The 22,929-nt window shown below is 71.5% G+C and carries 22 protein-coding genes; 9 read left to right on the top strand and 13 right to left on the bottom strand.

The genetic code is table 11. From position 1 onward, the window contains the following. Positions 1-111: 111 nt before the first annotated feature. From H7965_RS03865 to H7965_RS03855, 3 genes are read right to left on the bottom strand one after another with little or no spacing between them, the layout of a single operon-like run. Positions 112-2,700 carry an MMPL family transporter gene (locus tag H7965_RS03865; protein WP_186769223.1) on the bottom strand — a complete coding sequence of 863 codons (2,589 nt, stop codon included), beginning with the start codon at positions 2,698-2,700 and terminating at the stop codon, positions 112-114. After that, entirely contained in the window at positions 2,690-4,360 is a 1,671-nt protein-coding gene (locus H7965_RS03860; RefSeq protein ID WP_186769222.1) for a CopD family protein, read from the bottom strand. The genes H7965_RS03865 and H7965_RS03860 overlap by 11 nt, the downstream gene beginning before the upstream one ends. A gap of 9 nt (positions 4,361-4,369) precedes the next feature. Further along, positions 4,370-4,750, bottom strand: a complete 381-nt coding sequence (locus tag H7965_RS03855; protein WP_222440454.1) for a copper resistance CopC family protein — start codon at positions 4,748-4,750, stop codon at positions 4,370-4,372. 182 nt (positions 4,751-4,932) lie between these two features. On the opposite strand from H7965_RS03855, the gene ispH reads away from it, so the two are divergent. Both ispH and hpnH read left to right on the top strand, forming a co-directional pair. Next, positions 4,933-5,877 (top strand): 4-hydroxy-3-methylbut-2-enyl diphosphate reductase, encoded by a 945-nt coding sequence (ispH, locus tag H7965_RS03850; protein WP_186769221.1) that lies wholly within the window; start codon positions 4,933-4,935, stop codon positions 5,875-5,877. A 14-nt stretch (positions 5,878-5,891) separates the two neighbouring features. Then, positions 5,892-7,064 (top strand): adenosyl-hopene transferase HpnH, encoded by a 1,173-nt coding sequence (hpnH, locus tag H7965_RS03845; protein WP_186769220.1) that lies wholly within the window; start codon positions 5,892-5,894, stop codon positions 7,062-7,064. Between the two features lie 316 nt (positions 7,065-7,380). On the opposite strand, the gene H7965_RS03840 is transcribed toward hpnH, so the two are convergent. The 4 genes from H7965_RS03840 to hpnA all read right to left on the bottom strand — a co-directional run bounded on the left by H7965_RS03840 (position 7,381) and on the right by hpnA (position 12,481). Beyond that, the gene (locus H7965_RS03840; RefSeq protein WP_186769219.1) at positions 7,381-8,043 is read right to left on the bottom strand and encodes a phosphorylase family protein; all 663 of its coding nucleotides are present in this window, start codon (positions 8,041-8,043) and stop codon (positions 7,381-7,383) included. A gap of 129 nt (positions 8,044-8,172) precedes the next feature. Further along, positions 8,173-10,206 (bottom strand): squalene--hopene cyclase, encoded by a 2,034-nt coding sequence (gene shc, locus H7965_RS03835; RefSeq protein WP_456308115.1) that lies wholly within the window; start codon positions 10,204-10,206, stop codon positions 8,173-8,175. A 119-nt stretch (positions 10,207-10,325) separates the two neighbouring features. Next, complete coding sequence (locus H7965_RS03830; RefSeq protein WP_186769217.1) at positions 10,326-11,492, bottom strand: glycosyltransferase; 1,167 nt, start codon at positions 11,490-11,492, stop codon at positions 10,326-10,328. Then, positions 11,489-12,481, bottom strand: a complete 993-nt coding sequence (gene hpnA / locus H7965_RS03825; RefSeq protein WP_186769216.1) for a hopanoid-associated sugar epimerase — start codon at positions 12,479-12,481, stop codon at positions 11,489-11,491. Before hpnA ends, H7965_RS03830 begins: the two co-directional genes overlap by 4 nt. A 111-nt stretch (positions 12,482-12,592) precedes the next feature. Between hpnA and H7965_RS03820 the strand changes: the two genes are divergently transcribed. From H7965_RS03820 to H7965_RS03805, 4 genes are all read left to right on the top strand, one after another. Continuing rightward, complete coding sequence (locus H7965_RS03820) at positions 12,593-13,186, top strand: ABC transporter substrate-binding protein (protein WP_186769215.1); 594 nt, start codon at positions 12,593-12,595, stop codon at positions 13,184-13,186. Continuing rightward, complete coding sequence (locus H7965_RS03815; RefSeq protein ID WP_186769214.1) at positions 13,186-13,695, top strand: PaaI family thioesterase; 510 nt, start codon at positions 13,186-13,188, stop codon at positions 13,693-13,695. The genes H7965_RS03820 and H7965_RS03815 overlap by 1 nt, the downstream gene beginning before the upstream one ends. Positions 13,696-13,781: 86 nt before the next feature. Further along, entirely contained in the window at positions 13,782-14,204 is a 423-nt protein-coding gene (locus tag H7965_RS03810) for an ester cyclase (protein WP_186769213.1), read from the top strand. A 2-nt stretch (positions 14,205-14,206) separates the two neighbouring features. Then, positions 14,207-14,812, top strand: coding sequence for a TetR/AcrR family transcriptional regulator (locus H7965_RS03805; protein ID WP_186769212.1), 606 nt, complete (start codon positions 14,207-14,209; stop codon positions 14,810-14,812). Between the two features lies 1 nt (position 14,813). Here H7965_RS03805 and H7965_RS03800 read toward each other — a convergent pair whose 3' ends face one another. After that, on the bottom strand, positions 14,814-15,599 hold the full coding sequence (locus H7965_RS03800) for an alpha/beta fold hydrolase (RefSeq protein ID WP_186769211.1): 786 nt from the start codon (positions 15,597-15,599) through the stop codon (positions 14,814-14,816). Positions 15,600-15,678: 79 nt separating this feature from the next. On the opposite strand from H7965_RS03800, the gene H7965_RS03795 reads away from it, so the two are divergent. From H7965_RS03795 to H7965_RS03785, 3 genes are all read left to right on the top strand, one after another. Further along, a complete protein-coding gene (locus H7965_RS03795; RefSeq protein ID WP_186769210.1) occupies positions 15,679-16,959 on the top strand; it encodes a thiolase family protein in 1,281 nt (426 codons plus the stop codon). Positions 16,960-17,136: 177 nt separating this feature from the next. Further along, complete coding sequence (locus H7965_RS03790; RefSeq protein WP_186769209.1) at positions 17,137-17,805, top strand: SDR family NAD(P)-dependent oxidoreductase; 669 nt, start codon at positions 17,137-17,139, stop codon at positions 17,803-17,805. Between the two features lie 252 nt (positions 17,806-18,057). Further along, positions 18,058-18,270: a hypothetical protein gene (locus H7965_RS03785; protein ID WP_186769208.1), complete on the top strand. Its 213-nt coding sequence runs from the start codon at positions 18,058-18,060 to the stop codon at positions 18,268-18,270. Positions 18,271-18,475: 205 nt separating this feature from the next. Here the strand turns inward: H7965_RS03785 and H7965_RS03780 are convergent, their stop codons facing one another. The 5 genes from H7965_RS03780 to H7965_RS03760 all read right to left on the bottom strand — a co-directional run bounded on the left by H7965_RS03780 (position 18,476) and on the right by H7965_RS03760 (position 22,786). Beyond that, positions 18,476-18,865: a RidA family protein gene (locus H7965_RS03780; protein ID WP_186769207.1), complete on the bottom strand. Its 390-nt coding sequence runs from the start codon at positions 18,863-18,865 to the stop codon at positions 18,476-18,478. Positions 18,866-18,890: 25 nt separating this feature from the next. Beyond that, complete coding sequence (locus H7965_RS03775; protein ID WP_186769206.1) at positions 18,891-19,487, bottom strand: hypothetical protein; 597 nt, start codon at positions 19,485-19,487, stop codon at positions 18,891-18,893. A gap of 61 nt (positions 19,488-19,548) precedes the next feature. Next, entirely contained in the window at positions 19,549-20,526 is a 978-nt protein-coding gene (gene hslO, locus H7965_RS03770; RefSeq protein ID WP_186769205.1) for an Hsp33 family molecular chaperone HslO, read from the bottom strand. Between the two features lie 104 nt (positions 20,527-20,630). After that, the gene (argF, locus tag H7965_RS03765; protein ID WP_186769204.1) at positions 20,631-21,587 is read right to left on the bottom strand and encodes an ornithine carbamoyltransferase; all 957 of its coding nucleotides are present in this window, start codon (positions 21,585-21,587) and stop codon (positions 20,631-20,633) included. Beyond that, positions 21,584-22,786, bottom strand: coding sequence for an aspartate aminotransferase family protein (locus tag H7965_RS03760; protein ID WP_186769203.1), 1,203 nt, complete (start codon positions 22,784-22,786; stop codon positions 21,584-21,586). Before H7965_RS03760 ends, argF begins: the two co-directional genes overlap by 4 nt. Positions 22,787-22,929 lie beyond the last annotated feature (143 nt).

The raw sequence follows: 22,929 nt of genomic DNA, 5'->3' as shown, positions 1-22,929 counted from the left end.
CCCTGGCCCCCCGGCCTGGGTCCAGGAGTACCCCTTGGGATCTCCTGCTTATGGCGGGGGCCGGGCCTCGGCCCCAACGGGCTCCAGGGGCAAAGCACCTGGAATGTCCTATTATTTCATTCCCCGCGACCCCGCGAACAACGGCAGCAACGCTGGCAGGGTCAGCATCACCGTCACCAGCGCGTAGAGCAGACTCATGGCCAGCAGCACGCCCATGCTGGCGGTGCCAGGGTGGCCGGAGAGGGCCAGGGTGCCGAAGGCGGTGCCGTTGGTCAGCGCGCTGTAGAGCACCGCCCGGGTCAGCGATGAGGGCAGCAGCGACCGTTGCCCGTGCCGCCAGGCCGCGACGTAGTAGATGTCGAACGCCACCCCCTGCGCGAACAGCAGCGGAAGGGCGATGATATTGGCCAGATTCAGCGGCATGCCGATGGCGATGCAGGTCACCAGGGTCAGCAGCCCGGCCAGCGCCAGCGGCGCCATTGCCAGCAGCGCCAGCCGCAGCGAACGCAGGGTCACCAGCAGCAGCAGCACCGTCAGCCCGGTGGCGATGAGCCCGGCGTGAAGGAAGGCCTGCCGGATGGTGGCGGAGCTGGCCTGGACCGAGATCGCGGTGCCGGTCGCCTGCGGCGCCACCGCCTGCACTGCGCCGGCGAAGCGGGCCATGGCCTCGGTGCTGTCGGAGAGGTCGGCCGGCTGGATCTCCACCCGGTAGCGCCCGTCGCGGCCGATCCAGTCGGCGCGGAGGCTGTCCGGCAAATCGGCAAGGCCGACCGGCGCCGCCTGCAGCGCCAGCCGCAGGGTTGCCAGCGTATCGGCGAGGCCGGGCAGCACCGCCGCGGCCAGCCGCGCGCGGCCCTCGGGCGGGCCTTCGGCCAGACGGGCGAGCGCCGCGGCAAGCGGTTCGGCAACCGGGCGCAGCGCGGTGGCGGCACGACCGAGCGCCGCGGCCGCCTCGGCATCGGTCGGCGGCGGCTCGGTCAGCGGCGGATCAAGGGTCGGGCCGAGCAGGTCGGCGGCGTCGCGGATCAGCGCCAGCTTCGGCGCCTGCGCCTCCGGCACGAAGCTGGCCAGGGTCAGGGTGCCGGCGACCTCCGGCAGCGCCGCCAGCCGCCCCGCCAGCGCCTCGGCCGCGGGCAGGTCGGGGGCCAAGACCTGCAGGGTGTTCGGCGTGGTCTCCCGCTGCCGCATCAGCTCGCGGAAGGTGGAGACCGCCTCGGTGTTCGGGTTGCGCAGGTTGAGCGGGTTGGAATCGAAGCGCAGCAGCGGCAGCAGCGCGGCGCAGCCGAGGCCGAGCAGCACCGCCGCCGCGGTGACGCTGCGCGCCTGCCGGGTAAGGAAGCGGTCGAGCGGCGCCAGCATGGCGTAGCCCACCCCTTCCGGCTCCGGCTTCGGTCGGGTGAAGACCAGCCAGGCGGGCAAGGTCGTCAGGCTGATGGTCACCGCGATCAGCATGCCCGCGGCGGCGATCAGCCCCAGTTCCGACAGGCCGCGGTAGTCGGTCGGCAGGAAGGCCAGAAAGCCGGCGCCGAGCGCCAGCGCCGCCAGCGCGATCCCCTCCCCCGCCGTCCTCGCCGCGGCGACGAGGGCCGCCGGCAGCGGCTGGTCCTGCATCAGGTGGCGCTGCTCGCGCAGGCAGACCGCGTACTGGATGCCGAAATCGACCCCGAAGCCGATGAACAGGACCGCGAAGGCGATCGACAGCGGGTTGAACGGCCCGACCGCCAGCAGCCCGAAGGCGGCGGTGATCGGCAGGCCGAGCACCAGCGTGCCGAGGATGGGGAAGATCAGCCGGCCGGATCTGAGGCCAAGCCAGAGCAGCAGCGCCACCGAGAGCAGCGACAGGATGTTCTCGGCGATGGCGCCGCCGAAGACGGTGGAGAATTCCTCGTCGCCCATCACCAGGTCGCCGGTGAGGCGCACCCGCACGCCGTGCTCCGGCGTCAGGCCAAGCCGCGCGGCCTCGGCCCGCACCGCGTCGATGGCTTCGGCGATGGGGGCCAGCGCGGCGTAATCCGGTACCGGCCGCAGCAGGATGAAGCGCCGCAGCGCCAGCGGGTCGGCCGGGCGGCCGGTGAAGAGGGCGGCCCAATCGAGCGGCGCGATGCGGCCGGCCGCCGCGGCCTCCGCCGCCGAGGTCAGCTCCGCCAGTGCCGGGCGCACCACCGCCGGATCGGCCTCGCCGCGCTTCAGCCCCTCGGCCAGCAATTCGAGGGTACGGGCGATGCCGCGCAGGCTGGGATCGGCGGCCAAGGTCCCCAGCATGGGCTGGGCGGCGATGATCCGTTCGGTCGCGCTACGGACCTCGTCTTCCGCGAGGAACAGCAGAGCGTTGCGGCGGAAGAATGGGTCGGCATCCGGCCGGCTGACGCCGCGGAACAGTGCCGGCCGCCCCTCCAGCGCCTTGGCCAGCGCGGTGGCGGCGCGGTCGGCGACATCAGGCGTCACGCCATCCACCACCACGGCAATGACGTCGGCACGCTGCGGGAAGGCGGCATCCATCGCCCGCTCGGTCTGCCGCCAGGGCAGATCCGAGGGGAAGAGGTGCACCACATCGGTGTCCATGGCGAAGCGGGTGGCGACCACCCAGCAGGACCAGGCACCGAGCAGCAGCGACAGCAGCAGCACCAGCCGCGGCCAGCGGATGCTGAAGCCGACGAGGGCGGCGGCGATGGTGGCGGCGGAGCGTCGTTCAGGCTTCACGATAAAGGATCAGCAACAACCCAATCAGTGCCAGCGCCCCGGGCCAGATCCAGCGCGCGCTGCGCGCCAGCGGTTCCGGCCCGCGCAGCTCGGCGAAGCGGGCGCAGCCGCCGACCACCGCCAGCACCGCCAGCGGCAGGTGCGACAGCTCCACCAGCAGGGCTTCCTTCTGGTTGGAGATCGCATGGGTATGCGCCAGCAGCAGCACGCCGCCGGCCAGCATGGCGGAGGGGAAGACGAAGCGCAGCCGGCTCGGGCGCTGCCCGCGACGGTCGCGCGACAGCCGCACCCACCATTCGGCAATGGCGAAGCCCACCACCAGCAGCGCGGCCAGCTTGTGCTGCACCACCTCCGGGTCGCGCAGGCTTTCCACCAGCCCGATCTCGCCGAGCGGCCAAGCCTCGGGGTCCGAGCGGAGCAGGATGAAGCCGGCCAGGCCGAGAAAGACCAGCGGCCAATGCCGCGCCAGCGGCACCCGCCCGGTCGCGTCCAGCAGCGCCGCCAGCGCCACCAGAAGCACCATCACCCCGGCCCAATGGTGGTTGTACTCGCTCCAGGCGATATCCTGGGCGTTGCGCGGCGGCAGCAGCCCCTCGCCCGGGGTATAGGCCTGCGGCCGCTGCGCCGCTTGGCGCTGCTGCCATTCGCTGTCGAGCTCCGCCTGCAGCGAGGGGATCGCCAGATCCTCGTGGCTCGGGGAGGAGAAGCGTGGCCAGGCGGGGGTGAAGCGCTCGGTGATCTCGGCCCAGGTGACCCGGTCGTCCGGCAGGTCGGCCGCCGGCGGGACCGAGGTGAGGGAGGCGGCGACGGCCAGCACCGCCAGCCCCATCGCCATCTCCGCCTCGACGAAGCGGCGGACCCAGGCCAGCCCGTCCGGCTTCGCCTGCAGCCGGTGCAGCAGCAGGAAATTTCCCGCCCCCAGCGCCAGCAGCAGCACCAGCAGCACCAGCTTGGTGGCCGCCATGGCGCCATAGGCGGTGCCGTAGACCGCCTCCGCCTCGCCGATGTAGCCCAGCCAGAAGCCGCCGACGCCGAGCAGGATCAGCCCGACGCCGAACGCCGCCAGCCAGGAGTAGCGCCGCCCGACCAGCCGCGCCGAGGCCGGGGTCAGCCGCAGCGCGCCGAGCAGCCCGGGCAGGCCGCCGAGCCAGAAGCTCGCGCCCGCCTGGTGCAGCCCGGTGGCGGCCAGCAGCATGGTCCGGCCTTCTTCCCGCGCAATGGCATGGCTGCCGGCGGTGACCGCACCGAGCAGCGCCAGCGCACCGAGCCCCAGCGCCGCCTGCCGCGCCGGCCCCGGCACGCCGCGCGGCAGCGCCAGGGCCAGCAGCACCGCCTGGGCCAGCAGCGACAGCCCCGCCGCGACGATGAAATCGGCGCCGAGCAGCAAGGCGGGGGAGGCGTCGAGCGTCGCCGCCAATGCGGCGATGCCGAGCCCGCTGGCCGTCAGGGTCGCAGCGATGCCGCCGCAGGCGGAAACTACCACCGCCCACCGCGCCAGCGCCCTGAGCCGCGCCGCATCACTTGGCGGCATCAACGGCGCCAGCGGCAAGCCAACCAGCAGCCAGAAGGCCACGCCGCCCAGCAGGGTGGTGCGCGCCACCAGCTCGGCCACCTGCAGCAGCACGCTGACGAAGCCGTAGAGGTCGAGAAGCTGTTCCATCGGCCGCTGTCAGGGGGCGGCGATGGTGAAGGGGACGTCGCCACGGGTGATGTGGCCGTCGATCGCCAGCACCTGCCAGCGCAGCCGCCAGGCACCGGGCTGCGGCGCCAGCCGGGACGGCACGCCGGCTTCCAGCACCGTCGGCTCGGTGTCCGGGGCCAGTTCCAGCACGGACTGGGTGCCGGCCGGTGCCACCAGGGTCAGCCGGCTGCGGGCGTGGTCGATGCGGCTGTTGAAACGAACGGTCACGGCCGGCGGCAGTGCCGCCAGCGCGGCGCCTGCCGCCGGTTCCGAGGTCACCACCACCGCATGTGCGGCGGCGGGGCGCGGTGCCAGAAGAATCGCCGTGGCGCCGAGCAGGCTGCGGCGCAAGAGGCGGTGCAGGGACAAGCCGAACTCCTTCTGGATGGCGCCACGCGGCCAGGGAACGGGCAGCTCTACGCCACTCCCTGTTGCAACAGGGCGGCAAGGTGCAGCAAAACTTATGCTGCGCAAGATACTGCGATGCGAAACGATTCGGTCCGGGGGGTCTGGACCGATGCCATGAGGGCGTCAATCCAGGGGACGGGCCGATGCGGATCATACTCGCGCAGCCAAGGGGGTTCTGCGCCGGCGTCGTGCGGGCGGTGGACATCGTCGAACGGGCGCTGGAGAAATTCGGCGCTCCGGTCTTCGTCCGCCATGAGATCGTGCACAACCGCCGCGTCGTCCAGTCGCTGGAAGCCAAGGGCGCCCGCTTCGTCGAGGAGCTGGACGAGGTGCCGCCGGGCGCGGTCACCGTGTTCAGCGCCCATGGCGTCTCCCGCGCGGTGGAGCAGCATGCCGCGGCGCTGGGCCTGCCGGTGCTGGACGCGACCTGCCCACTGGTCTCCAAGGTGCACGCCGAAGGCCGACGCTACCTGGCGCAGGGCCGGACGGTGGTGCTGATCGGCCATGCCGGCCATCCGGAGGTGGAGGGCACCCTCGGCCAGATCCCCGGAGAGGTGCATCTGGTCGACACCGCCGATGCGGTCGCCCGACTGCCCCTGCCGGCCGACCGGCCGATCGCCTATGTCACCCAGACCACGCTCTCGGTCGATGACACGCGGGCAGTGATCGAGGCGCTGCGGCAGCGCTTCACGGATATTGTCGGGCCTGATACGCGGGACATCTGCTATGCCACGCAAAATCGGCAATCCTCCGTCCGCGCATTGGCACGGCAGGTCGAGCTGCTGCTGGTTGTAGGTTCGGCCAACAGTTCCAATTCCAACCGGCTGCAGGAGATCGGCTCGGAGGAAGGGGTGCCCTGCTACCTGATCCCGGACGCCGGCGCGGTGCAGCCGGAGTGGTTGCGCGGTGTCGAGACGGTCGGGATCACCGCCGGCGCCTCGGCACCGGAAAGCCTGGTGCAGGAGGTGATCGCGGCGCTCGGGCGGCTCGGCCCGATCGAGGTCTCCACCCTGCCGGGCATCATCGAGGATGTGCAGTTCAAGCTGCCCGCGGCGCTGGTCGAACCGGAAGCCAGCGCGGCGAGTTGAGGAGCGAAGGGCGTATGGGTATCCCGCTGCGGCAGCAGATCAAGGTCGGCGCCTACATCCTGCGGCAGCATCTGGCCGGGCGGAAGCGCTACCCGCTGGTGCTGATGCTGGAGCCGCTGTTCAAGTGCAACCTGGCCTGCGCCGGCTGCGGCAAGATCGACTACCCCGACGCCATCCTGAACAAGCGCCTCTCGGTGCAGGAATGCCTCGATGCGGTCGATGAATGCGGCGCGCCGGTCGTCGCCATCGCGGGCGGGGAGCCGCTGCTGCACAAGGAGATGCCGGAGATCGTCGAGAAGATCCTGGCGCGCGGCAAGATCATCATCCTCTGCACCAACGCCCTGCTGCTGGAGAAGCGGATCGGGCAGTACAAGCCGCATCCGCGCTTCACCTGGGACATCCACCTGGATGGCGACAAGGACCAGCACGACTGGGCGGTGTCGCAGACCGGCGTCTACGACCGCGCCGTCGCCGCGCTGCGCGATGCCAAGGCGCGCGGCTTCCGCGTCGCCATCAACGCCACGCTGTTCAACAACGCCGAGCCGGAGCGCATGGCGAAGTTCTTCGACAGCGTCACCGAGATGGGCGTCGACGCCATCATGGTCTCGCCCGGCTATGCCTATGAGCGGGCGCCGGACCAGCAGCATTTCCTCAACCGGCGCAAGACCAAGGAGCTGTTCCGCGGCATCTTCGCGCGCGGCAAGGGCAAGGGGTGGAAGCTCGGCAACTCGCCGCTGTTCCTCGATTTCCTTGCCGGCAACCAGACCTACCATTGCACGCCCTGGGGCAACCCGACGCGCAACATCTTCGGCTGGCAGCGGCCCTGCTACCTGCTCGGCGAGGGCTACGCCAAGACCTTCACCGAGTTGATGGAAGAGACCGACTGGGACAAGTACGGCACCGGCAATTACGAGAAATGCGCCGACTGCATGGTGCACTCGGGCTTCGAGGCAACCGCGGTGGTCGATGCGGTGAAGCGCCCCTGGAAGGCGCTGGCGGTGCAGCTGCGCGGGCCGCTGACCGAGGGCGCGATGGCGCCGGAGATCGACCTGACCCGTCAGCGCCCGGCGGAATACGTGTTCAGCCGGCATGTCGAGAAGGCGATGGCCGAGATGCCGCACCAGCCGCCGAAGCGCGGCGCCAAGCACGGTGGGTCCGGCCAGACGCCACAGGTTGCGGCGGAGTAGGTCGCATTAGTCGTCGGGCCACGCGGTAGGCATTGGCTTTGAGAGGTATTCGGTAGAGCCGAAGAGTCGGGTTCGGGGGCGCTGCCCCTCCCTTCCGGGGGAACGCGCCCTCCAGGCCCGGCATGGGTTTGGATGTACAGGTTGGAAGGACGCTTCGGGGTATTGCCCGATCCCGCAGGTGCAACCGGCAGGTCCGAAACTCAGGCTGGGTCTGGAGTGGCTTGCCATCCCCAGCGAGGGCTTGAGGGCGGCCCAACTTCCCTGAAATCGGCGCCCAAGGGACAAAGCCTCTTGCCCTTCGCGTCTCGGCAGCCCCTTAGGCCGCCGGCGCCAGCACCCCGTTCACCCGCCGCGTCGCGCTGCCGAGGGCGAGCAGCGCCGCCCGGCTGCGCTTCGCCACCGCCAGCAGCGTCGGCAGCTCGTTCGGCTTGCGCAGCAGCGCCATCGCCACCCGCCCGGCGGCCGGCCGCCCGTCCGGCGTCAGCCCGACCGCGGCGGCATGCGGCAGCACTTCCTCAGCGGTGTCGGCCACCGCGCGCAGCGCCGCGAAAGGCAAACCGAGCCGGGCGGCGAAGGCAGCCGCCGCTTCGGTCTCAAGGTCCACCACCATCGCTCCGGTCGCCGCCCGCAGCGCCCGCTTGCGGGCCGGCTCGCCGACCACCGCCGGCGCCCCCGCGACCATGCCAAGCCGGGCCCCGCAGGCCCGCGCCAGCGCCGCCGACCAGCCCAGATGCGCCGCATAGGCCCCGCCAGGGCCGCGCACCCGCGTCGCCACCACCAGATCACCGCACAGCAAATCGGGATCCAGGCCGCCAGCGATGCCGAAGCTCAGCACCGCGCCGATCCCTTCCGGCACCTGGCGCAGCAGCGCGCGCAGCCGCACCGGATCGCCGCCGCTGACCACCACCGGCATGCCCGGCGGCAGCAGTTTCGCCTCGGATTGCATGCCGACCACGGCGAGGACCGAGGAGGGATTCATCGCGGCGCCTCCTTTGCTGCGATGCACACTAGACCATCGCTGGCGCTGGAAGAAGGCCGGATGCGGCACGCCGGCCACATGCCGCGTGCCCAAAGTCACACCTTCAATGCGCCCCGCGCGCCCGGCGCATCACAACCCGTGCTGCACCCGCTTCAGGTTGCTGCGCCGGAGGTTGCGCAGCCGGGCAAGCGCCCAGAGCGGGAACAGTCGCGCATAACCGTGGTAGCGCAGGTAGAAGACCCGGGGAAAGCCGGTGCCGGTGGTGTCCGGCTCCGGCCAGCCGCCATCCTCGCCCTGGTGCTGCAGCAGCCAGGCCGCGCCGCGTTCCACCGCCGTCGTCTCGGTCGCGCCGGCGGCCATCAGCGCCAGCAGCGCCCAGGCGGTCTGGCTGGCGGTGCTCGGCCCGCGCCGCATGTCTGGATCGGGGCGGGTGCCGCCGCGGCGTGGATAGCTGTCGCCGGTCTCGCCCCAACCGCCATCCGGATTCTGCGTCGCGACCAGCCAGGCGACGGCGCGGCGCATCGCCGGATGGTCCGGCGACAGCCCGGCGGCATTCAGCGCGGTGAGGGCCGACCAGGTGCCGTAGACGTAATTGACGCCCCAGCGGCCGTACCAGGCGCCGTTCTCCTCCTGCTCCGCAAGCAGGTAGTCCACCGCCTGGCGCATCGCCGCGCTGCCCGGTGCGTGGCCGAGCTGCGCCAGCATGCCGAGGCAGCGGGCGGAGACATCGACGGTCGGCGGGTCCAGCAGCGCGCCATGGTCGGCGAAGGGGATGCTGTTCAGGTGATGGTGCGTGTTGTCGGCCTCGAAGGCGCCCCAGCCGCCGCCCTTCGACTGCATGCCGAGGATCCATTCGGTGGCGCGGTCGATCGCCTGCGGGGTGCGCGGGTCGGCCGCGCCGGTCTGCCGGGCGGCGCGGTCGAGGGCGAGCACCACCACCGCGGTGTCGTCCACATCCGGGTAGTGCGGGTTGGCGTACTGGAAGGCCCAGCCGCCGGGCCGCACATCCGGCCGCGTCTCGGCCCAGTCGCCGACCATGTCGGTCACCTGGCGGTCCAGCAGCCAGTCGAGGCCGCGCCGCGCCGCGCCCTCCGCCTCCCCGCCGCCGGCCTCAAGTAGGGCATGGGAGACGAGGGCGGTGTCCCAGACCGGGGAAAGGCAGGGCTGAACGTAGGTTTCATCCGCCTCCGGCCGGTCCTGCACCAGCTTCTCCACCGCCGACCAGGCGGTGACGAGGCGCGGGTCGTCTTCCGGCACGCCGAGGCAGTGGTACATCAGGATGGCATTGGCCATCGCCGGGTAGATGGCGCCGAGCCCGTCCTCGCCGTTCAGCCGTTCGGTCACGAAGGCTTCGGCGCGGGCCTCGGCGCGGGCTCGGACAGCGGCCGGGACCAGCCCATGGGTCGGCTGCAGCACCCGGTCGAGCGCGCCGAACAGGGTCTTCCACGGCTCCGCCGCATGGTCGCCGCCGGGCCAGCGGCGGACCTGCTCCGGCGGGGTGCGGAACAGCGCGCGCAGCGAGACGCCGGTCGGCGCCAGCGGCTTCGGCCGCCGCGCCATGACCACGGTCAGCGGCACCAGCACGGTGCGCGCCCAGTAGCTGACCTTCGAGAGGTGGAAGGGAAAGCGCCGCGGCAGCAGGCAGATCTCGGGCGGCATGACCGGCACGGCGCGCCAGGGCACCTCGCCGAACAGCGCCAGGGTGGAACGGGTGAAGACGTTGCTCCGCTCCGCCCCGCCAGCCTCCAGGATGGCGTCGCGGGCGCGCAGCATGTGCGGCGCCTCCTCCGGGTCGCCGATCAGCCGCAGGGCGAAATACGCCTTCACCGAGCAGGAGATGTCGATCGGCCCGCCGTGGAACAGCGGCCAGCCACCGTTGCAATTAGCCGCCTGCTCGCTCTGGAGGCGGCGCAGGTAACGGCCGATCCGTGCCTCCCGCGCCGCATCGGGCCGGGCGAAGAAGCGGCGGAGCATGACGTATTCGGCGGGGATGGTGGCATCCGCCTCCAGCTCGAACACCCAATGGCCATCCGGGCGCTGGCGGGCGAGCAGGTGCTCCACCGCGCGGTCGATGGCCAGGTCGGTGGCGAGGCGCGATGTCTCCGGCAGGCCGGTATCCGCAAGCTCCGGCGGCAGCGCCGTCTCGCCGAGATTCTGAATCAGCGACAAAACCAGCAATCCCCCATCGGCACCCAGCCAGGAGCCGGGCAAATTCCACCGCATGTACCGAATAGGGCTTTGCCTCGCAGTTGCGAAGGCATCCCGGGGCAGGTGTTGCAGGATTAATGCGGCCCTGTGGCTCGATCCGCACGCGGACCGGCTTCGCCCTTCCACATCCCGCCTTGGCCGCGCCATTCCGCCAGGGCGGAATCCAGGGTGAAGGCCATGTAGGCCAGGGCAATTCCCGGCAACGCCAGCCCGCGCAGCGGCGAGAGGCCGAAACGGCGGAGGGTGGGCGCGAAGCCCAGCGCCATCGCCATCCAGGCCAGCACCCCCAGCGCCTGCGCCGCGCCCGAGGCCAGCAGCGCCAGCACCGGCGGCGCCAGGAACACCAGCGCCAGCGCCAGCAGCATTCCCAACAGCGCCTCCGGCCGGTAGCCGAGCTGGGCATAGGCGGTGCGCGCCACCATCCGTCGGATCGGCCCGGCCCCTGCATAGGGGCGGAGGCTCTCCACCCGCTCGGTCAGCCCGACCCAGATCGGCCCCACCGCCTTCATCCGCGCCGCCAGGGCGCAATCGTCGATCAGCGCACCACGGATCGGCGCGAGACCTCCGGCGCGGTCGAAGGCGGCACGGTCCAGCAGCACGCAGCCGCCGGCCGCGGCGGCGGTGCGGGCGGCCGGATCGCGCGCCCAGCGGAAGGGGTAGAGCATTTGGAAGAAGAAGATGAAGGCCGGGATCAGCCAGCGCTCGGCCGGGCTGGCGCAGCGCAGCCGGGCCATCAGCGAGACCAGCACGAGGTGGGGCGAGGCGCCGGTCGCCCGCTGCACCAGCCGCCGCAGGCTGTCCGGCGCGTGGCGGATGTCGGCATCGGTGAACAGCAGGTATCCGGCCTCGGGCCCCACCGCCGCCAGGCCCTGCTGCAAGGCCCAGAGCTTGCCGGTCCAGCCTGCCGGCCGCGCCTCCCCCCGCACGACCATGAGGCGGGGGTCGCCCGCGGCGGCGGCCAGCGCCAGGGCGCCGGTGCCGTCGGTGGAGCGGTCGTCCACCACCACCAGCCGGAGGTCGCCGGGGTAGTCCTGGGCCAGCAGCGAACGCACCGTCTCGGCGATCGTCCCGGCCTCGTCCCGCGCCGGCACCACCGCGGCCACCGCCGGCCATTGCGCCGGCTCCGGCAGCAAGGGGGCATCGCGGTCGTCGTCGCGGGCCAGCCAGAAGAAGCCGCGGCCGAGCAGCAGCACCGCCCAGGCGAGGCAGGCGGCGAAGGCAACGGCCAGGGCGAAGCTCATCGCAGCATCCCCTGCTCGCGGAACCAGGCGATGGCGTCGCCCACCGCTTCCTGCCAGGGCCGCGCCCGGTGGCCCAGCATCCGCTCCGACTTGGCCGAGGAGAAATACATCGGCGTGCCGGCCATGCGCAGCCCGTCGATGGTCAGCATCGGCTCCCGCCCGGTCAGCCGGCCGAAGCCTTCGGTCAGCAGCGCCAACGGCCAGAGCGGCGTCCGCGGCAGCCGGATCGGCCGGCGACGGCCGAAGATGTTGGCGATGCGGGCCAGCAGCTCGGCCAGCGGCACGTCCTGGCCGCCGAGGATGTGCCGCTTGCCGATGGTGCCCCGGGTGAGCGCCACGACGCAGCTGCGCGCCACGTCGTCGACATGCACCAGGTTCAGCCCGGTCGGCAGATAGGCCGGCATCCGCCCCCGCGCCGCTTCCAGGATGATCCGGCCGGTCGGCGTCGGCCGCCGGTCGCGCGGGCCGATGGGGGTGGAGGGGTTGACGATCACCGCCGGCAATCCCGCTTCCTCCACCAGCCGGATCACCAGCTGCTCCGCCTCGGTCTTGCTGCGCTTGTAGGGACCGATGCATTCCTCGGGCAGTGCCGCATCCGCCTCGGTCGCCGGCAGCCCGTTGGCGCTCGGCTTCAGCGTGGCGACGGAGGAGACATGGACCACGCGGCGGCAGCCAGCCTTCAGCGCGGCGCGCATCACCGCCTCGGTCCCGGCGACGTTCACCGCCGTCATCCGGGCCGGATCGGGCACGAAGATGCGATAATCGGCGGCGCAATGGATGACGGAATCGCAGCCCGCGACAGCGGTGGCAATGGAGCCGGCATCGGTCAGGTCGCCGGGGATGAACTCCACCGGCAGCCCGGCCAACACCTCGCGCGGCGTGCCGGGGCGCACCAGGGCCCGCACCGCATGTCCTTCGGCTTGCAGCGCCAGGGCGATGGCCGAGCCGAGGAAGCCGGTGCCGCCGGTAAGCATCACGCGTTCTGGCATGGGTCTCCTGGGGAGTTTCGCGCCGCGATGCAGCGTCGCGACATTGCTGGTCGAAGCTTGTGTAACGAACCCGGCATCGCCGGCCGATTGGCCCCATGTTATGGCGCTGTCATGCTGACGCGTCGCGGCCTTATCGGCCTTTCCCTGATCGCCCTGTCAACCGCCCGGCCCGCCGCCGCCCAGGTGCCGGTGGTGGAAGGCTTCCACGCCACCCTGCTGGAGCTCATGCGCAACGCCCGCACACTTGGAGCGCGCGGGCGGGAGGCGCGGCTGCGACCGGTGATGGAGGCGGCCTTCAACCTGCCGGCCATGGCGCGAATCGCCATCGGCCCGGCCTGGACCGGCATGAGCCCCGACCAGCAGCAGGCGCTGGCCACCGCCTTCGCCGACTGGTCCATCGCCACCTATGCCGACCGCTTCGACGGGTATTCCGGCGAGCGTTTCGAGACCCTGGGCGAAAGCCCGCTGGCCAATGGCGACCGGCTGGTGCGCACCCGGCTGGTGCGGCCGAATGATGCGCCGGTGCAGTTGAACTATCTGCTGCGCCAAGCGGGCGGCGGCTGGCGGATCGTCGACATCTACCTGACCGGCACGATCAGCGAGCTGGCCAGCCGTCGCGCCGAATTCACCGCCATCCTGCGCGACGGCGGGCCGGCGAAGCTGCTGGCGGAGCTGCGCCAGCGCACCGCGGCGGCGCTGCGTTGATGCCGGACGACGGCGCGGGCGACGCGGCCCCGGAGGGCTGGCTGCGCCTGCCCGACCACGCCCTGCCGGTGTTCAACCATCTGGTCGGGCCATTCTGGGTTCGGCCGGACCCGGCGGGCGAGGGCATCGCCTATGGCTTCCGGGTGGAGCTGCGGCACTGCAACCCGGTGGAACTCTGCCATGGCGGCATGCTGGTGGCCTTCGCCGACATCGTGCTGACCGGCGGCTGCAATCATGTGGCGAAGCTCAGCCGCTTCCTGACCACCATCACCCTGGCCACCGACTTCATCGCACCGGCCCGCATCGGTGCCTGGCTGGAGGCGCGGCCGGAGGTACTGAAGGTGACCCGCAGCACCGTCTTTGGCCAATGCTTGGTGACGGCGGATGGCGCGCCGGTGCTCCGGGCCAGCGGCACCTTCCGCTACGCCGGCGAGCCGGATCCGCGGTTCGACCGCGTGCGACGGCTGTTGGCATCGCTGGAGCTGTCAGCGGCGGCGCTGCCGGCCTGATCTAAGATTTTCATGTTGCCATGAGACGTGAATCTCATTAACTTGCTCCTGCACCCGTTGCAACGGGTGCAGGAGGAGGGACAACCATGGCACTGACCCGCGAGCAGATGGACCATAAGCTCGATGAGCATTTCGGCTTCGAGGCGAGGGACGACGTGGAGGGCGTGCTGGCCACGCTGTCGCCCGAGGTGGAGCACGACATCGTTGGCATGCCCACCGGGCCGACCCATGGCCGCGACGGTGCCCGCCCCTTCTACGAGAGCCTGTTCGCCGACCTGTCCGACGGCCGGGTCGAATGCCTGAAGCGGCTCTACGGCGAGGATTTCCTGGTCGATGAATCGCTCTGGCGCGGCAAGGCGCCCGGCCGGCCCTTCGGTCTCGAAGGCCGTGGCCGCCCGCTGGAATTCCGCCTGCTGCACGTCATGGAATTCGCCGGCGACGGCAATATCCGGCGGGAGAATGTCTGGATCGACCTCGCCGCCATCATCCGCCAACTGCCGCAGGATTGAGGATGGCGGATGCCGGGCGGCCGGGACGGCCGAACCAGAAGCGGCGAACCCGCAAGGACCTGCTCCAGGCCGCGGCGCGGCTGATGCAGGAAGGGCGCTCGCCAAGCCTCGAGGAGATCGCCGAGGCGGCGCTGGTCTCGCGCGCGACCGCCTACCGCTACTTCCCGAATGTCGAGGCGCTGCTGCTGGAGGCGGCGCTCGACCTCGCCGTCCCGGACACCGAGGCGATCTTCCGCGATGCCCCGGACGACCCGGCCGCGCGGCTCGACCGGGTCGATGGGGCGCTGCACGACATGTCCCTCGCCAATGAGGCGGCGCTGCGGATGATGCTGGCGCATTCCCTGCAACGCGGCCTGAAGGATGCGGATGACGGGGTGCCGAAGCGGCAGAACCGGCGCTCGCCGCTGATCGAGATGGCGCTGGAGCCAAGCCGAGGGGCGTTCGCGCCGGCGGCGCTCGACCGGCTGGCCAAGGCGGTGGCCTTCCTCGTCGGCACCGAGGCAATGGTGGTGTTCCGGGACGTGCTGCAACTGGACCCGGAGGAGGCACGGGCGGTGAAGCGCTGGGCGATCGGCGCGCTGGTCGCGGCGGCGCAGCGGGAAGGCTGACTCAGCCTGGCCCGGGCGGCAGCACCTTGGCGAGGAATCCCCGCACCGCCGCCAGCACCGCCTCCGGCGCCTCCTCCTGCGGCGCATGGCCGATCCCAGGCAACAGCAGCGTCTCCACCAGCGCCGGAGCGGCGCGCTCGGCGATGCGGAGCTGCTCGGGCGTGCCGTAGATGTCGGCCTCGCCCTGGATGATCAGCAGCGGCACCCGCAGCGCGGCCAACTCCGGCCGCAGGTCGAAGCCATCGGCGAAGCCGGGATCGAGCCAGGCGTCGTTCCAGCCGTGGAAGGCCAGGTCCGGGTCTCGGTGATGCGGCGCCAGCCGCTCCCGCATCCGCCCGCTCGCCTCCCACCGCGCCCGCGCCACCTGCACCCCGGCGCGGGTGATCTCCTCGACGATGAAATGCGGGGCCAGCAGCACGGCGCCGCGCACCCGCGCGTCCTCCACCGTGCCGGCATGGATCGCAGCGATGGAGCCGCCGTCGGAATGGCCGAGCAGCACGCAGCGCCGTACCCCCGCCGCATCCAGCAGCCGCGGCAGCACTATCTGCGCCTCGTCATGCAAATAGCCCGGCTGCCAGGGCAGCGGCCGCGGGTCCGACTGGCCGTAGCCGAGGCGAGAGTAGGCCAGCACGCCGCAACCGGTGGCCGCCGCCAGCCGGGCCGGGAATTCGCCCCAGAACGAAACGCTGCCGAGCCCCTGGTGCAGCAGCACCAGGCTCGGCGCGGCCTCCGGCCCCGGGCCCCACCATTGCGCCTCCAGCCGACGCCCGTCCGGCAAGCCGATCATCGCCGCCTCCCACCCCTGTCCGCTCCGTGCCATGCTGCACCTGTCGATGCCAGGACTGAACGATAAGGAACGCGACGCCATGCCAGACGCCCTGCCGATCACCGAGACCCCCGACTGGACCCGCTACGCCGCAGGCGCCCTGGTCGAAGCCTTCGCCGATGCTACCATCGCCGGCGGCGCCCGCACCCCCTTCGTCGACTACAACGGCGCGCTGGCCCCGGTCTCGCCGACCGACCTCGGCATCCATGCCGCCCGCGCCGCGTTGGCGCGCGCCGGCATCGAGGGCGGCCGGCTGGGCGCCACCATCGCCGGCAATTGCACCCAGGCGAGCTTCGACAGCTTGTTCTTCGCCCGGCACATCGGCCTCTATGCCGGGATGCGGAACGACCGCCCGGCGCATGGGGTGCAGCGGCTCTGCACCACCGGCTTCGAGGCCATCGCCCAGGCCGCCCGCGCCACCAGCACCGGCCAGGCGGAGGCGGTGCTGGCGGTGGGCACGGAGAGCATGAGCCGGGCGCCGATCGCCGCCTACACCCATCGCGGTGGCTTCCCGCTGGGCCAGGTGGAGTTCAAGGATTTCCTCTGGGAGAGTCTGCTCGATTCCGGCTGCGGCACGGCGATGGGCGGCACGGCGGAGAACCTGGCCCGGCTGCACCACATCAGCCGCGAGGAAACCGACGCCTACGCCGCCGAAAGCTTCTCCCGCGCGATTGCCGCACAGGCGGCCGGCCGCTTCGCCGAGGAGATCGCGCCGATCAGTGACGCGGTGTTCGAGGCGGAGGGGATGAAGCCCCGCCGCATGACGCTGGCCCGCAAAGCCGGGGAGGTCAGCGCCGACAGCCACATCCGCCCGACCCCGCTGGAGGTGCTGGCCAAGCTGAAGCCGGTGTTCGGCGGAGTGCAAACCGGCGGCAACAGCAGCGCCATCGTCGATGGCGCGGCGGCGGTGGTGGTGACCAACGCGGCGGCGGCGGCCGGCACCGGTGTGGCGCCGCTCGGCAAGGTACTGGGCGCCGCCTCGGCGGGCGTGCCGCCGGAGGTGATGGGCATCGGCCCGGTGCCGGCGGCGCTGGCGCTGCTGCAGCGCTTCGGCCTGACAGCGCGGGACATCGACCTGTTCGAGATCAACGAAGCCTTTGGCGCCCAGGCCGAGGCGGTGCGCCGGACCCTCGGCGTGCCGCACGACCGCTTCAATGTGAATGGCGGCGCCATCGCCTTCGGTCACCCGCTGGCGGCGACAGGCGTGCGCTGCGTGTATTCGCTGCTGCTGGAACTCAAGCGTCGCGGGCTGAAGCGCGGCGTCGCCGGGGCCTGCGCGGGTGGCGGGCAGGGGATGGCGGTGTTGGTGGAGGTGGTCTGAGGGGCGGAAAATCGGGGGCGCTGTCCCCGAGCCCTGGGGGACGGGCGTCCCCAGGCCCGGCCTGGGCTTGCAGGTGCCTGCGGACAACCGCATCGACCATGACGCGATCGGCGGCAGTGGGCCCGCCTGTCCGGCGGCTCGGCAAGGCGACAGGATCAGCGCCAGGAGGTGCATCCGATGGCCAAGGCTCTCATCATCGGCGCGGGGGACGGGCTTTCCGCCTCCCTCGCCCGGCTGCTGTCGCGGGAGGGCTATGGCGTGGCCCTTGCCGCCCGTAACCCCGGGAAGCTCGCGGCGCTCGCCGCCGAGACCGGCGCCACCACTCACCAGACCGATGCCGCCGATGCGGCCGAGATCGCCGCGCTCTTCGCCGCCGAGGGCGATGCCGAGGTGGTGGTCTACAACCCCAGCTACCGCACCCGCGGCCCGATTGCCGAACTCGACCCGGCGGAGGTGCAGAAAAGCCTGCAGGTCTGCGCCTTCGGCGCCTTCCTCGCGGTGCGGGAGGCGGTGCGGCGGATGGAGCCGGCCGGGCGCGGCACCATCCTGCTGACCGGCGCCAGCGCCGGGGTGAAGGGCTACCCGATGAGCGCGCCCTTCGCGATGGGCAAATTCGCCCTGCGCGGGCTGGCCCAGTCCGCGGCGCGGGAACTCCATCCGAAGGGCGTCCATGTCGCCCACATCGTCATCGACGGCGGCATCCGCAGCGCCCGGCGGCCGGAGAGCGGCGAAGCGACGCTGCTGGACCCGGACGCGATCGCCGAGACCTACCTGCACCTGATCCGCCAGCCGCGCAGCGCCTGGTCCTGGGAGATCGAGGTCCGACCCTGGGTGGAGCGGTTCTGAACAACTCAAGGTGATAAAATGGAACCGATATGCACGTGATCATCGGCAACAGGTAAATTGATCATCAGCGGGCCGAACGCAGGACTGGAAAGCGTCGCCGAAGCATCACGCCCATTAGGCGAAGCCCAGGTAATTCCTGGGCTTCCCAATGAGGTTTTATGCAAATGCAACGACTTCCGACTTGCTCCTGCCGCAAGCTCAAGAGTATGTGTGCACACCGATCACGTTAGCCGGAGCCGCAGGATGCGCGCCGTGCCGAAGGCCGTCGAAGTTGAAGCTGAAACCGTCGACCAGGCGGCGCTTCGCCTGATGCTGTCCTATGTCGAGGCGGAGTGCCTGCGGCTCGGAGCGACCGAAGCCGCGCGTCACGCCGCCCTGGCCGCGGCGATGATGCCGGGGCCGGCAGAGGCGCCCGTGCCTGGTCAGTCCGCTCCGCGCCGTCCACGCAGCGCCCGGCTGCACTGACGCGAACGGCGGTTGATCGTGACCGATCAACCGCCGCCTCAATCGCCGGGCGGTTTGCTCCGCGAAGCTTGGCTACGCGCTACTTGGCGTGGCGTCCCTTCGGGCGCCCGGCATGATAGGAAGCTTTGTGCCGCTGGTCTGAGGCGCCACGCCGATTCACTGGACCGGCGCGTTGTCCGCCTCCCGTAGCGCCTGAAGGCGGCGGTCAGACCGGGCCCGCCGCCTCCGCCTCGATCTCCACCTTGAAGCGCGGGTCGGCGAGGCCGGCGACCACCAGCAGCGTGCTGGCCGGCCGGTGGCCGCCGAGCCAGGCGGCCCGCGCGCTGCGCCAGGCGCCGATCAGCGCCGGGTCGGTCAGGAAAACCGTCATTTTCACCAGATTGGCCTGGGACATGCCATGCGCCGCCAGAATGGCCGCGATATTGGCCAGCGCCTGGTCGATCTGCGCCGCCGCATCCTCCACCACCGTCCCATCCGGCCTGGTGCCGACCTGGCCGGACAGCACCAGCCGCTCGGTGGCGCCGGTCACCAGCGCGGCATGGGAATAGGCGCCGGGCGCATGGACGGTTGGCGGGCTGGACAAGGTGATCGGCATCGTTCCACTCCTTCTCGGGGCAGGGTCAGGTCCGCGGCAACTCCTCCCGCGTCACCGGCGCCGGGCCGGGTGCCGGGATGGTGCCGTCCGGGTTCGGCGCTATGGTGGACAGCCAATCCCTCAGGCTCCGCCGCACCTGGAACTCGAATTCCACGTTCAGGTCGTCAAGCGTCTGCCGCAGCAGCGCCTCATCGGCGCGCGGCCGGGTTGCATCCGGCCCGTTCACCCCGCGGCGGCTCTGCGCCTCGACGATGCCAAGCCGGCTGCCCATCGGCGACAGCACCTCCAGCCGGCAGGCGATCAGGCAGGACAGCGCCTCCCGCCCCTGGACCAGGGAGGCGGTGGTGACGGTGAATACGCCCTTGCCCTCGGTGCCGACCGGCAGCAGCCGGTCCCGCCCCATGATCCGCACCGCCTCCGCCGGGGTGGGCGAGAGCCGGGCGCCGATGTCGCCGGGCGGCGGCACGGGCACCACCTCCGCAATCTCGATGCTGGCGACGTTCAGCGGCAGCGGAATCAGGTGGCGATAGCCGATCGGCACTGGCGGCACCGGAACCGGATCCCGGTTGGCGCAGGCGGTGGCGAGGATGGGCAGCAGCAGCAGGGTACGCCGGCGCGGCATGAGGGGGCTCCAGCGCTGGAACGATGCGGAGGCGAGGGTAACGGCCAGGGCGCGTCTCGCGCTACCCCGGAATTTGCCCGCGAATCTCGCCCCGGTCGAAGCGGAAGCCCAGGTTGCAGAACTCGCAGGTCATGGTGATGACCCCGTCATCCTCCGCCATGTGGTCGAGGTCATCCGGCGGGAAGCCCTGCAGCACCCCGGCCAGCCGGGCGCGGGAGCAGCGGCAGCCGTAGGACAGCGCCCGCGGCCGGTCGAGCGCCAGCCCCTCGGCATGGAACAGCCGGTGCAGCAGTTGCGGCGAGGCGAGCGCATCGTCCAGCAGCTCGGCATCGGTCAGGGTGCCGGCCAGCGCCAGGGCGGTGCGCCAGGCCTCCTCCTGCGCCTCCTGATCCAGGTCGGGGTCGATGCCGCCCTCGCCGGCGACCCGCTCCATGATGAAGGCGCTGGCGCGCCAGCCATTCGGGGTCAGGTCGCAGGCCAGCCGGACATGGGTGCGAAGCTGTTCGGAGGTGCGGAAGTAGTGGTCCGTCATCTCTGCCAGGCTGGCGCCCTCGATCGAGACGATGCCCTGATAGCGTTCCATTTCCGGGCCCTGGTCGCAGGTGAAGGCCAGATAGCCCTTGCCGAGCAACGCCCCGGCTTCCGGCGCCTCGGCCTCCACCAGCGCCGCCCGCAGCGCCTCCGGTTCCGCCCTGGCGTAGCCGCGCAGCGCCCCGGCATCGGTGCAATCGGCCAGCAGCATCGGCACCGGACCGTCGCCCTTGGCCTGGAGGGAGAAGCTGCCGCGGTACTTCAGCGCCCCGGCGAGGCCAGCCGTCAGCGCCAGCGCCTGACCGGTAAGGCGGGTGACGGCGGGGTGGTTGTCATGCCGGCCGAGCAGGGCATCGGCCAGCGGGCCGAGCCGGATCAGCCGGCCGCGCACCGGCTTCTGGTGCAGGTGGAAGGGCAGCAGGCCGCGCGGCACCACGATATCGGGCACCGGCGGGCGGTCATGCTGCAGGAAATCCGGCGTGGCGGAGGGCTGGGTCGGATCGGGCAAGACGAAAAAACCTTGGAGGGACTGCGGGCATAGATAGGCGCCCACGATCCCGCCGCACACCCGTCAGCCGAATGCCTGCCATTCCCGGCCAGCGGCCGGGGCGGCTATCCGGCTCCGAGCGCCCAGAGCAGCACGCCCTTCTGGGCGTGCAGCCGGTTCTCCGCCTCGTCGAACACCACCGATTGCGGTCCGTCCATCACCGCCTCGGTGATCTCCTCGCCGCGGTGCGCCGGCAGGCAGTGCATGACGATGGCGTTCGGCGCCGCCTGGCGCAGCAGCGCCTCGTTCAGCTGGTAGGGCGCCAGCAGGTTGTGGCGGCTGGCCTTCTGGCCCTCGGTCTCGTCCGACATGGAGACCCAGGTATCGGTGACGACGCAGCGGGCGCCCTGCACCGCAGCCACCGGGTCGGTGGTCAGCTCGATCCTCGCCCCCTCGGCCCGCGCCCAGTCCACCAGCCGGGCCGGCGGGGCGAGTTCCGGCGGGGTCGCCAGGCGCAGGGTGAAGCCGAACCGGGCCGCGGCCTGGATGAAGCTCTGCGCCACGTTGTTGCCGTCGCCGGTCCAGGCGATGACCTGCCCGGCGATCGGGCCGCAATGCTCCTCGAAGGTCATCACATCGGCCATCAGCTGGCAGGGGTGCGATACATCGGTCAGGCCGTTGATGACCGGCACCGTGGCGTAGTGCGCCAGCTCACGGATCTTCGCCACATTGTCGGTGCGCAGCATGATGGCATCGACGTAGCGCGACAGCACCCGGGCGGTGTCCGCCGGGCTTTCCCCCCGGCCAAGCTGCATGTCCTTCGACGACAGCACAATGGCATCGCCGCCGAGCTGGCGGATGCCGACCTCGAAGGAGACGCGGGTGCGGGTGGAGGGCTTCTCGAAGATCAGCGCCACGGTCTTGCCGGCCAGCGGCTTGCCGGCGACCTCGCCACGCTTGGCCCTTGCGCCGAGGTCGAGCATGCGGCGCAGCACCGCCGGCTTGATGTCCATGAGTTCAAGGAAGTGGCGGGGGGGAGTTACCCCCCCCGCATCGGTCTCGACGGCCGCCAATGGGCTCATTGCGCCGCTGCCTTCTCCGCTCCCGGAGTGCACCGAAGGCAGGCGCGGTCGAGCAGGCGGATCGCCTCATCGGCCTCGGCCTCGGTGATCACCAGGGGCGGCGCCACCCGCAGCACGTTCATGCCGGCGGCCACGGTCAGCAGGCCTTCGGCCGCCGCGGCGTTCTGCATGTCGCCATTGGCGACCTCGGGGTTGAGCCGGAGGCCGAGCAGCAGCCCGGCGCCCTGCACGCCTTCCACCACCTTCGGGTGGCGCTGGGCGAGGCCCTGCAGGCCGCGCCACAGGTGCCGCGCCACACGATCCACGCCATCGAGGAAGCCGGGGGCGAGGATCACGTCCAGCACCGCATTGCCGGCGGCGCAGGCCAGCGGATTGCCGCCATAGGTGCTGCCATGGGTGCCGGGCTTCAGGTATTTGGCGACCTTCTCCTTGGCCAGGATGGCGCCGAGCGGGAAGCCGCCGCCGATTCCCTTGGCCGAGGACATGACATCCGGCTCGATCCCGGCCCATTGATGGGCCCAGAGCTTGCCGGAGCGGCCCATGCCGGTCTGCACCTCGTCCAGCGCCAGCAGGATGCCGAACTCGTCGCAGGCGGCGCGCAGGTCGCGGAGGAATTGCAGATTGGCCGGGCGCACCCCGCCCTCGCCCTGGATCGGCTCGATCAGCACCGCAGCGGTGGTGCCGTCGATGGCGTCGCGGAGCGCGTTCATGTTGCCGAAGGGCACATGCCTGAAGCCCTGCACCGGCGGGCCGAAACCGGCCAGGTACTTCTCGTTGCCGGTGGCGGCCAGGGTCGCCAGGGTGCGGCCGTGGAAGGCGCCCTCGAAGCAGATGGTCACGAAGCGCTCAGGGTGGCCGTTCTCCGCCTGGTATTTGCGGACCGCCTTGATCATCCCCTCATTCGCCTCGGCGCCGGAATTGGCGAAGAAGACGCTGTCGGCGAAGCTCGTCTCCACCAGCCGCGCCGCCAGCGTTTCCGCCTGCGGGATGCGGTAGAGGTTCGAGGTGTGCATCACCTTGGCCGCCTGCTCGGCGATGGCCTGCACCAGATGCGGGTTGCCGTGGCCGACCGAGGTCGTGGCGATGCCCGCGCCGAAATCGAGGAATCGTCGCCCATCCACCGTCCACAGCCAAGCGCCCTCGCCCCGCTCGAAGGCGAGGTCGGCACGGTTGTAGGTGGGCATCAGGGCGGGGATCACGGGCCTGGGCTCCAGACTTCCCCCTGCGAGGGCGACTGCCGCCCTGGCTTCTCGGGGAAGCCGTGGATTTGGCCGCAAACCGGCGGCCGCGTCAAACCATGGCGAAGGAATTCCGTACCCGCGGTGCGGATTTCGTAACCAGC

Origin of the sequence: Siccirubricoccus deserti (assembly GCF_014283215.1) — a bacterium.
In the GTDB taxonomy this organism is placed as follows: Bacteria; Pseudomonadota; Alphaproteobacteria; order Acetobacterales; family Acetobacteraceae; genus Siccirubricoccus; species Siccirubricoccus deserti.
This window is presented reverse-complemented; position numbering and strand designations above follow the sequence as displayed.

Coding starts and splice junctions, on each gene's coding strand:
- H7965_RS03860 (WP_186769222.1), bottom strand. CDS start 4,360: ATGGAACAGCTTCTCGACCTCTACGGCTTCGTCAGCGTGCTGCTGCAG.
- ispH (WP_186769221.1), top strand. CDS start 4,933: ATGCGGATCATACTCGCGCAGCCAAGGGGGTTCTGCGCCGGCGTCGTG.
- hpnH (WP_186769220.1), top strand. CDS start 5,892: ATGGGTATCCCGCTGCGGCAGCAGATCAAGGTCGGCGCCTACATCCTG.
- H7965_RS03840 (WP_186769219.1), bottom strand. CDS start 8,043: ATGAATCCCTCCTCGGTCCTCGCCGTGGTCGGCATGCAATCCGAGGCG.
- H7965_RS03830 (WP_186769217.1), bottom strand. CDS start 11,492: ATGAGCTTCGCCCTGGCCGTTGCCTTCGCCGCCTGCCTCGCCTGGGCG.
- hpnA (WP_186769216.1), bottom strand. CDS start 12,481: ATGCCAGAACGCGTGATGCTTACCGGCGGCACCGGCTTCCTCGGCTCG.
- H7965_RS03820 (WP_186769215.1), top strand. CDS start 12,593: ATGCTGACGCGTCGCGGCCTTATCGGCCTTTCCCTGATCGCCCTGTCA.
- H7965_RS03815 (WP_186769214.1), top strand. CDS start 13,186: ATGCCGGACGACGGCGCGGGCGACGCGGCCCCGGAGGGCTGGCTGCGC.
- H7965_RS03810 (WP_186769213.1), top strand. CDS start 13,782: ATGGCACTGACCCGCGAGCAGATGGACCATAAGCTCGATGAGCATTTC.
- H7965_RS03805 (WP_186769212.1), top strand. CDS start 14,207: ATGGCGGATGCCGGGCGGCCGGGACGGCCGAACCAGAAGCGGCGAACC.
- H7965_RS03800 (WP_186769211.1), bottom strand. CDS start 15,599: ATGATCGGCTTGCCGGACGGGCGTCGGCTGGAGGCGCAATGGTGGGGC.
- H7965_RS03795 (WP_186769210.1), top strand. CDS start 15,679: ATGCCAGACGCCCTGCCGATCACCGAGACCCCCGACTGGACCCGCTAC.
- H7965_RS03790 (WP_186769209.1), top strand. CDS start 17,137: ATGGCCAAGGCTCTCATCATCGGCGCGGGGGACGGGCTTTCCGCCTCC.
- H7965_RS03780 (WP_186769207.1), bottom strand. CDS start 18,865: ATGCCGATCACCTTGTCCAGCCCGCCAACCGTCCATGCGCCCGGCGCC.
- H7965_RS03775 (WP_186769206.1), bottom strand. CDS start 19,487: ATGCCGCGCCGGCGTACCCTGCTGCTGCTGCCCATCCTCGCCACCGCC.
- argF (WP_186769204.1), bottom strand. CDS start 21,587: ATGAGCCCATTGGCGGCCGTCGAGACCGATGCGGGGGGGGTAACTCCC.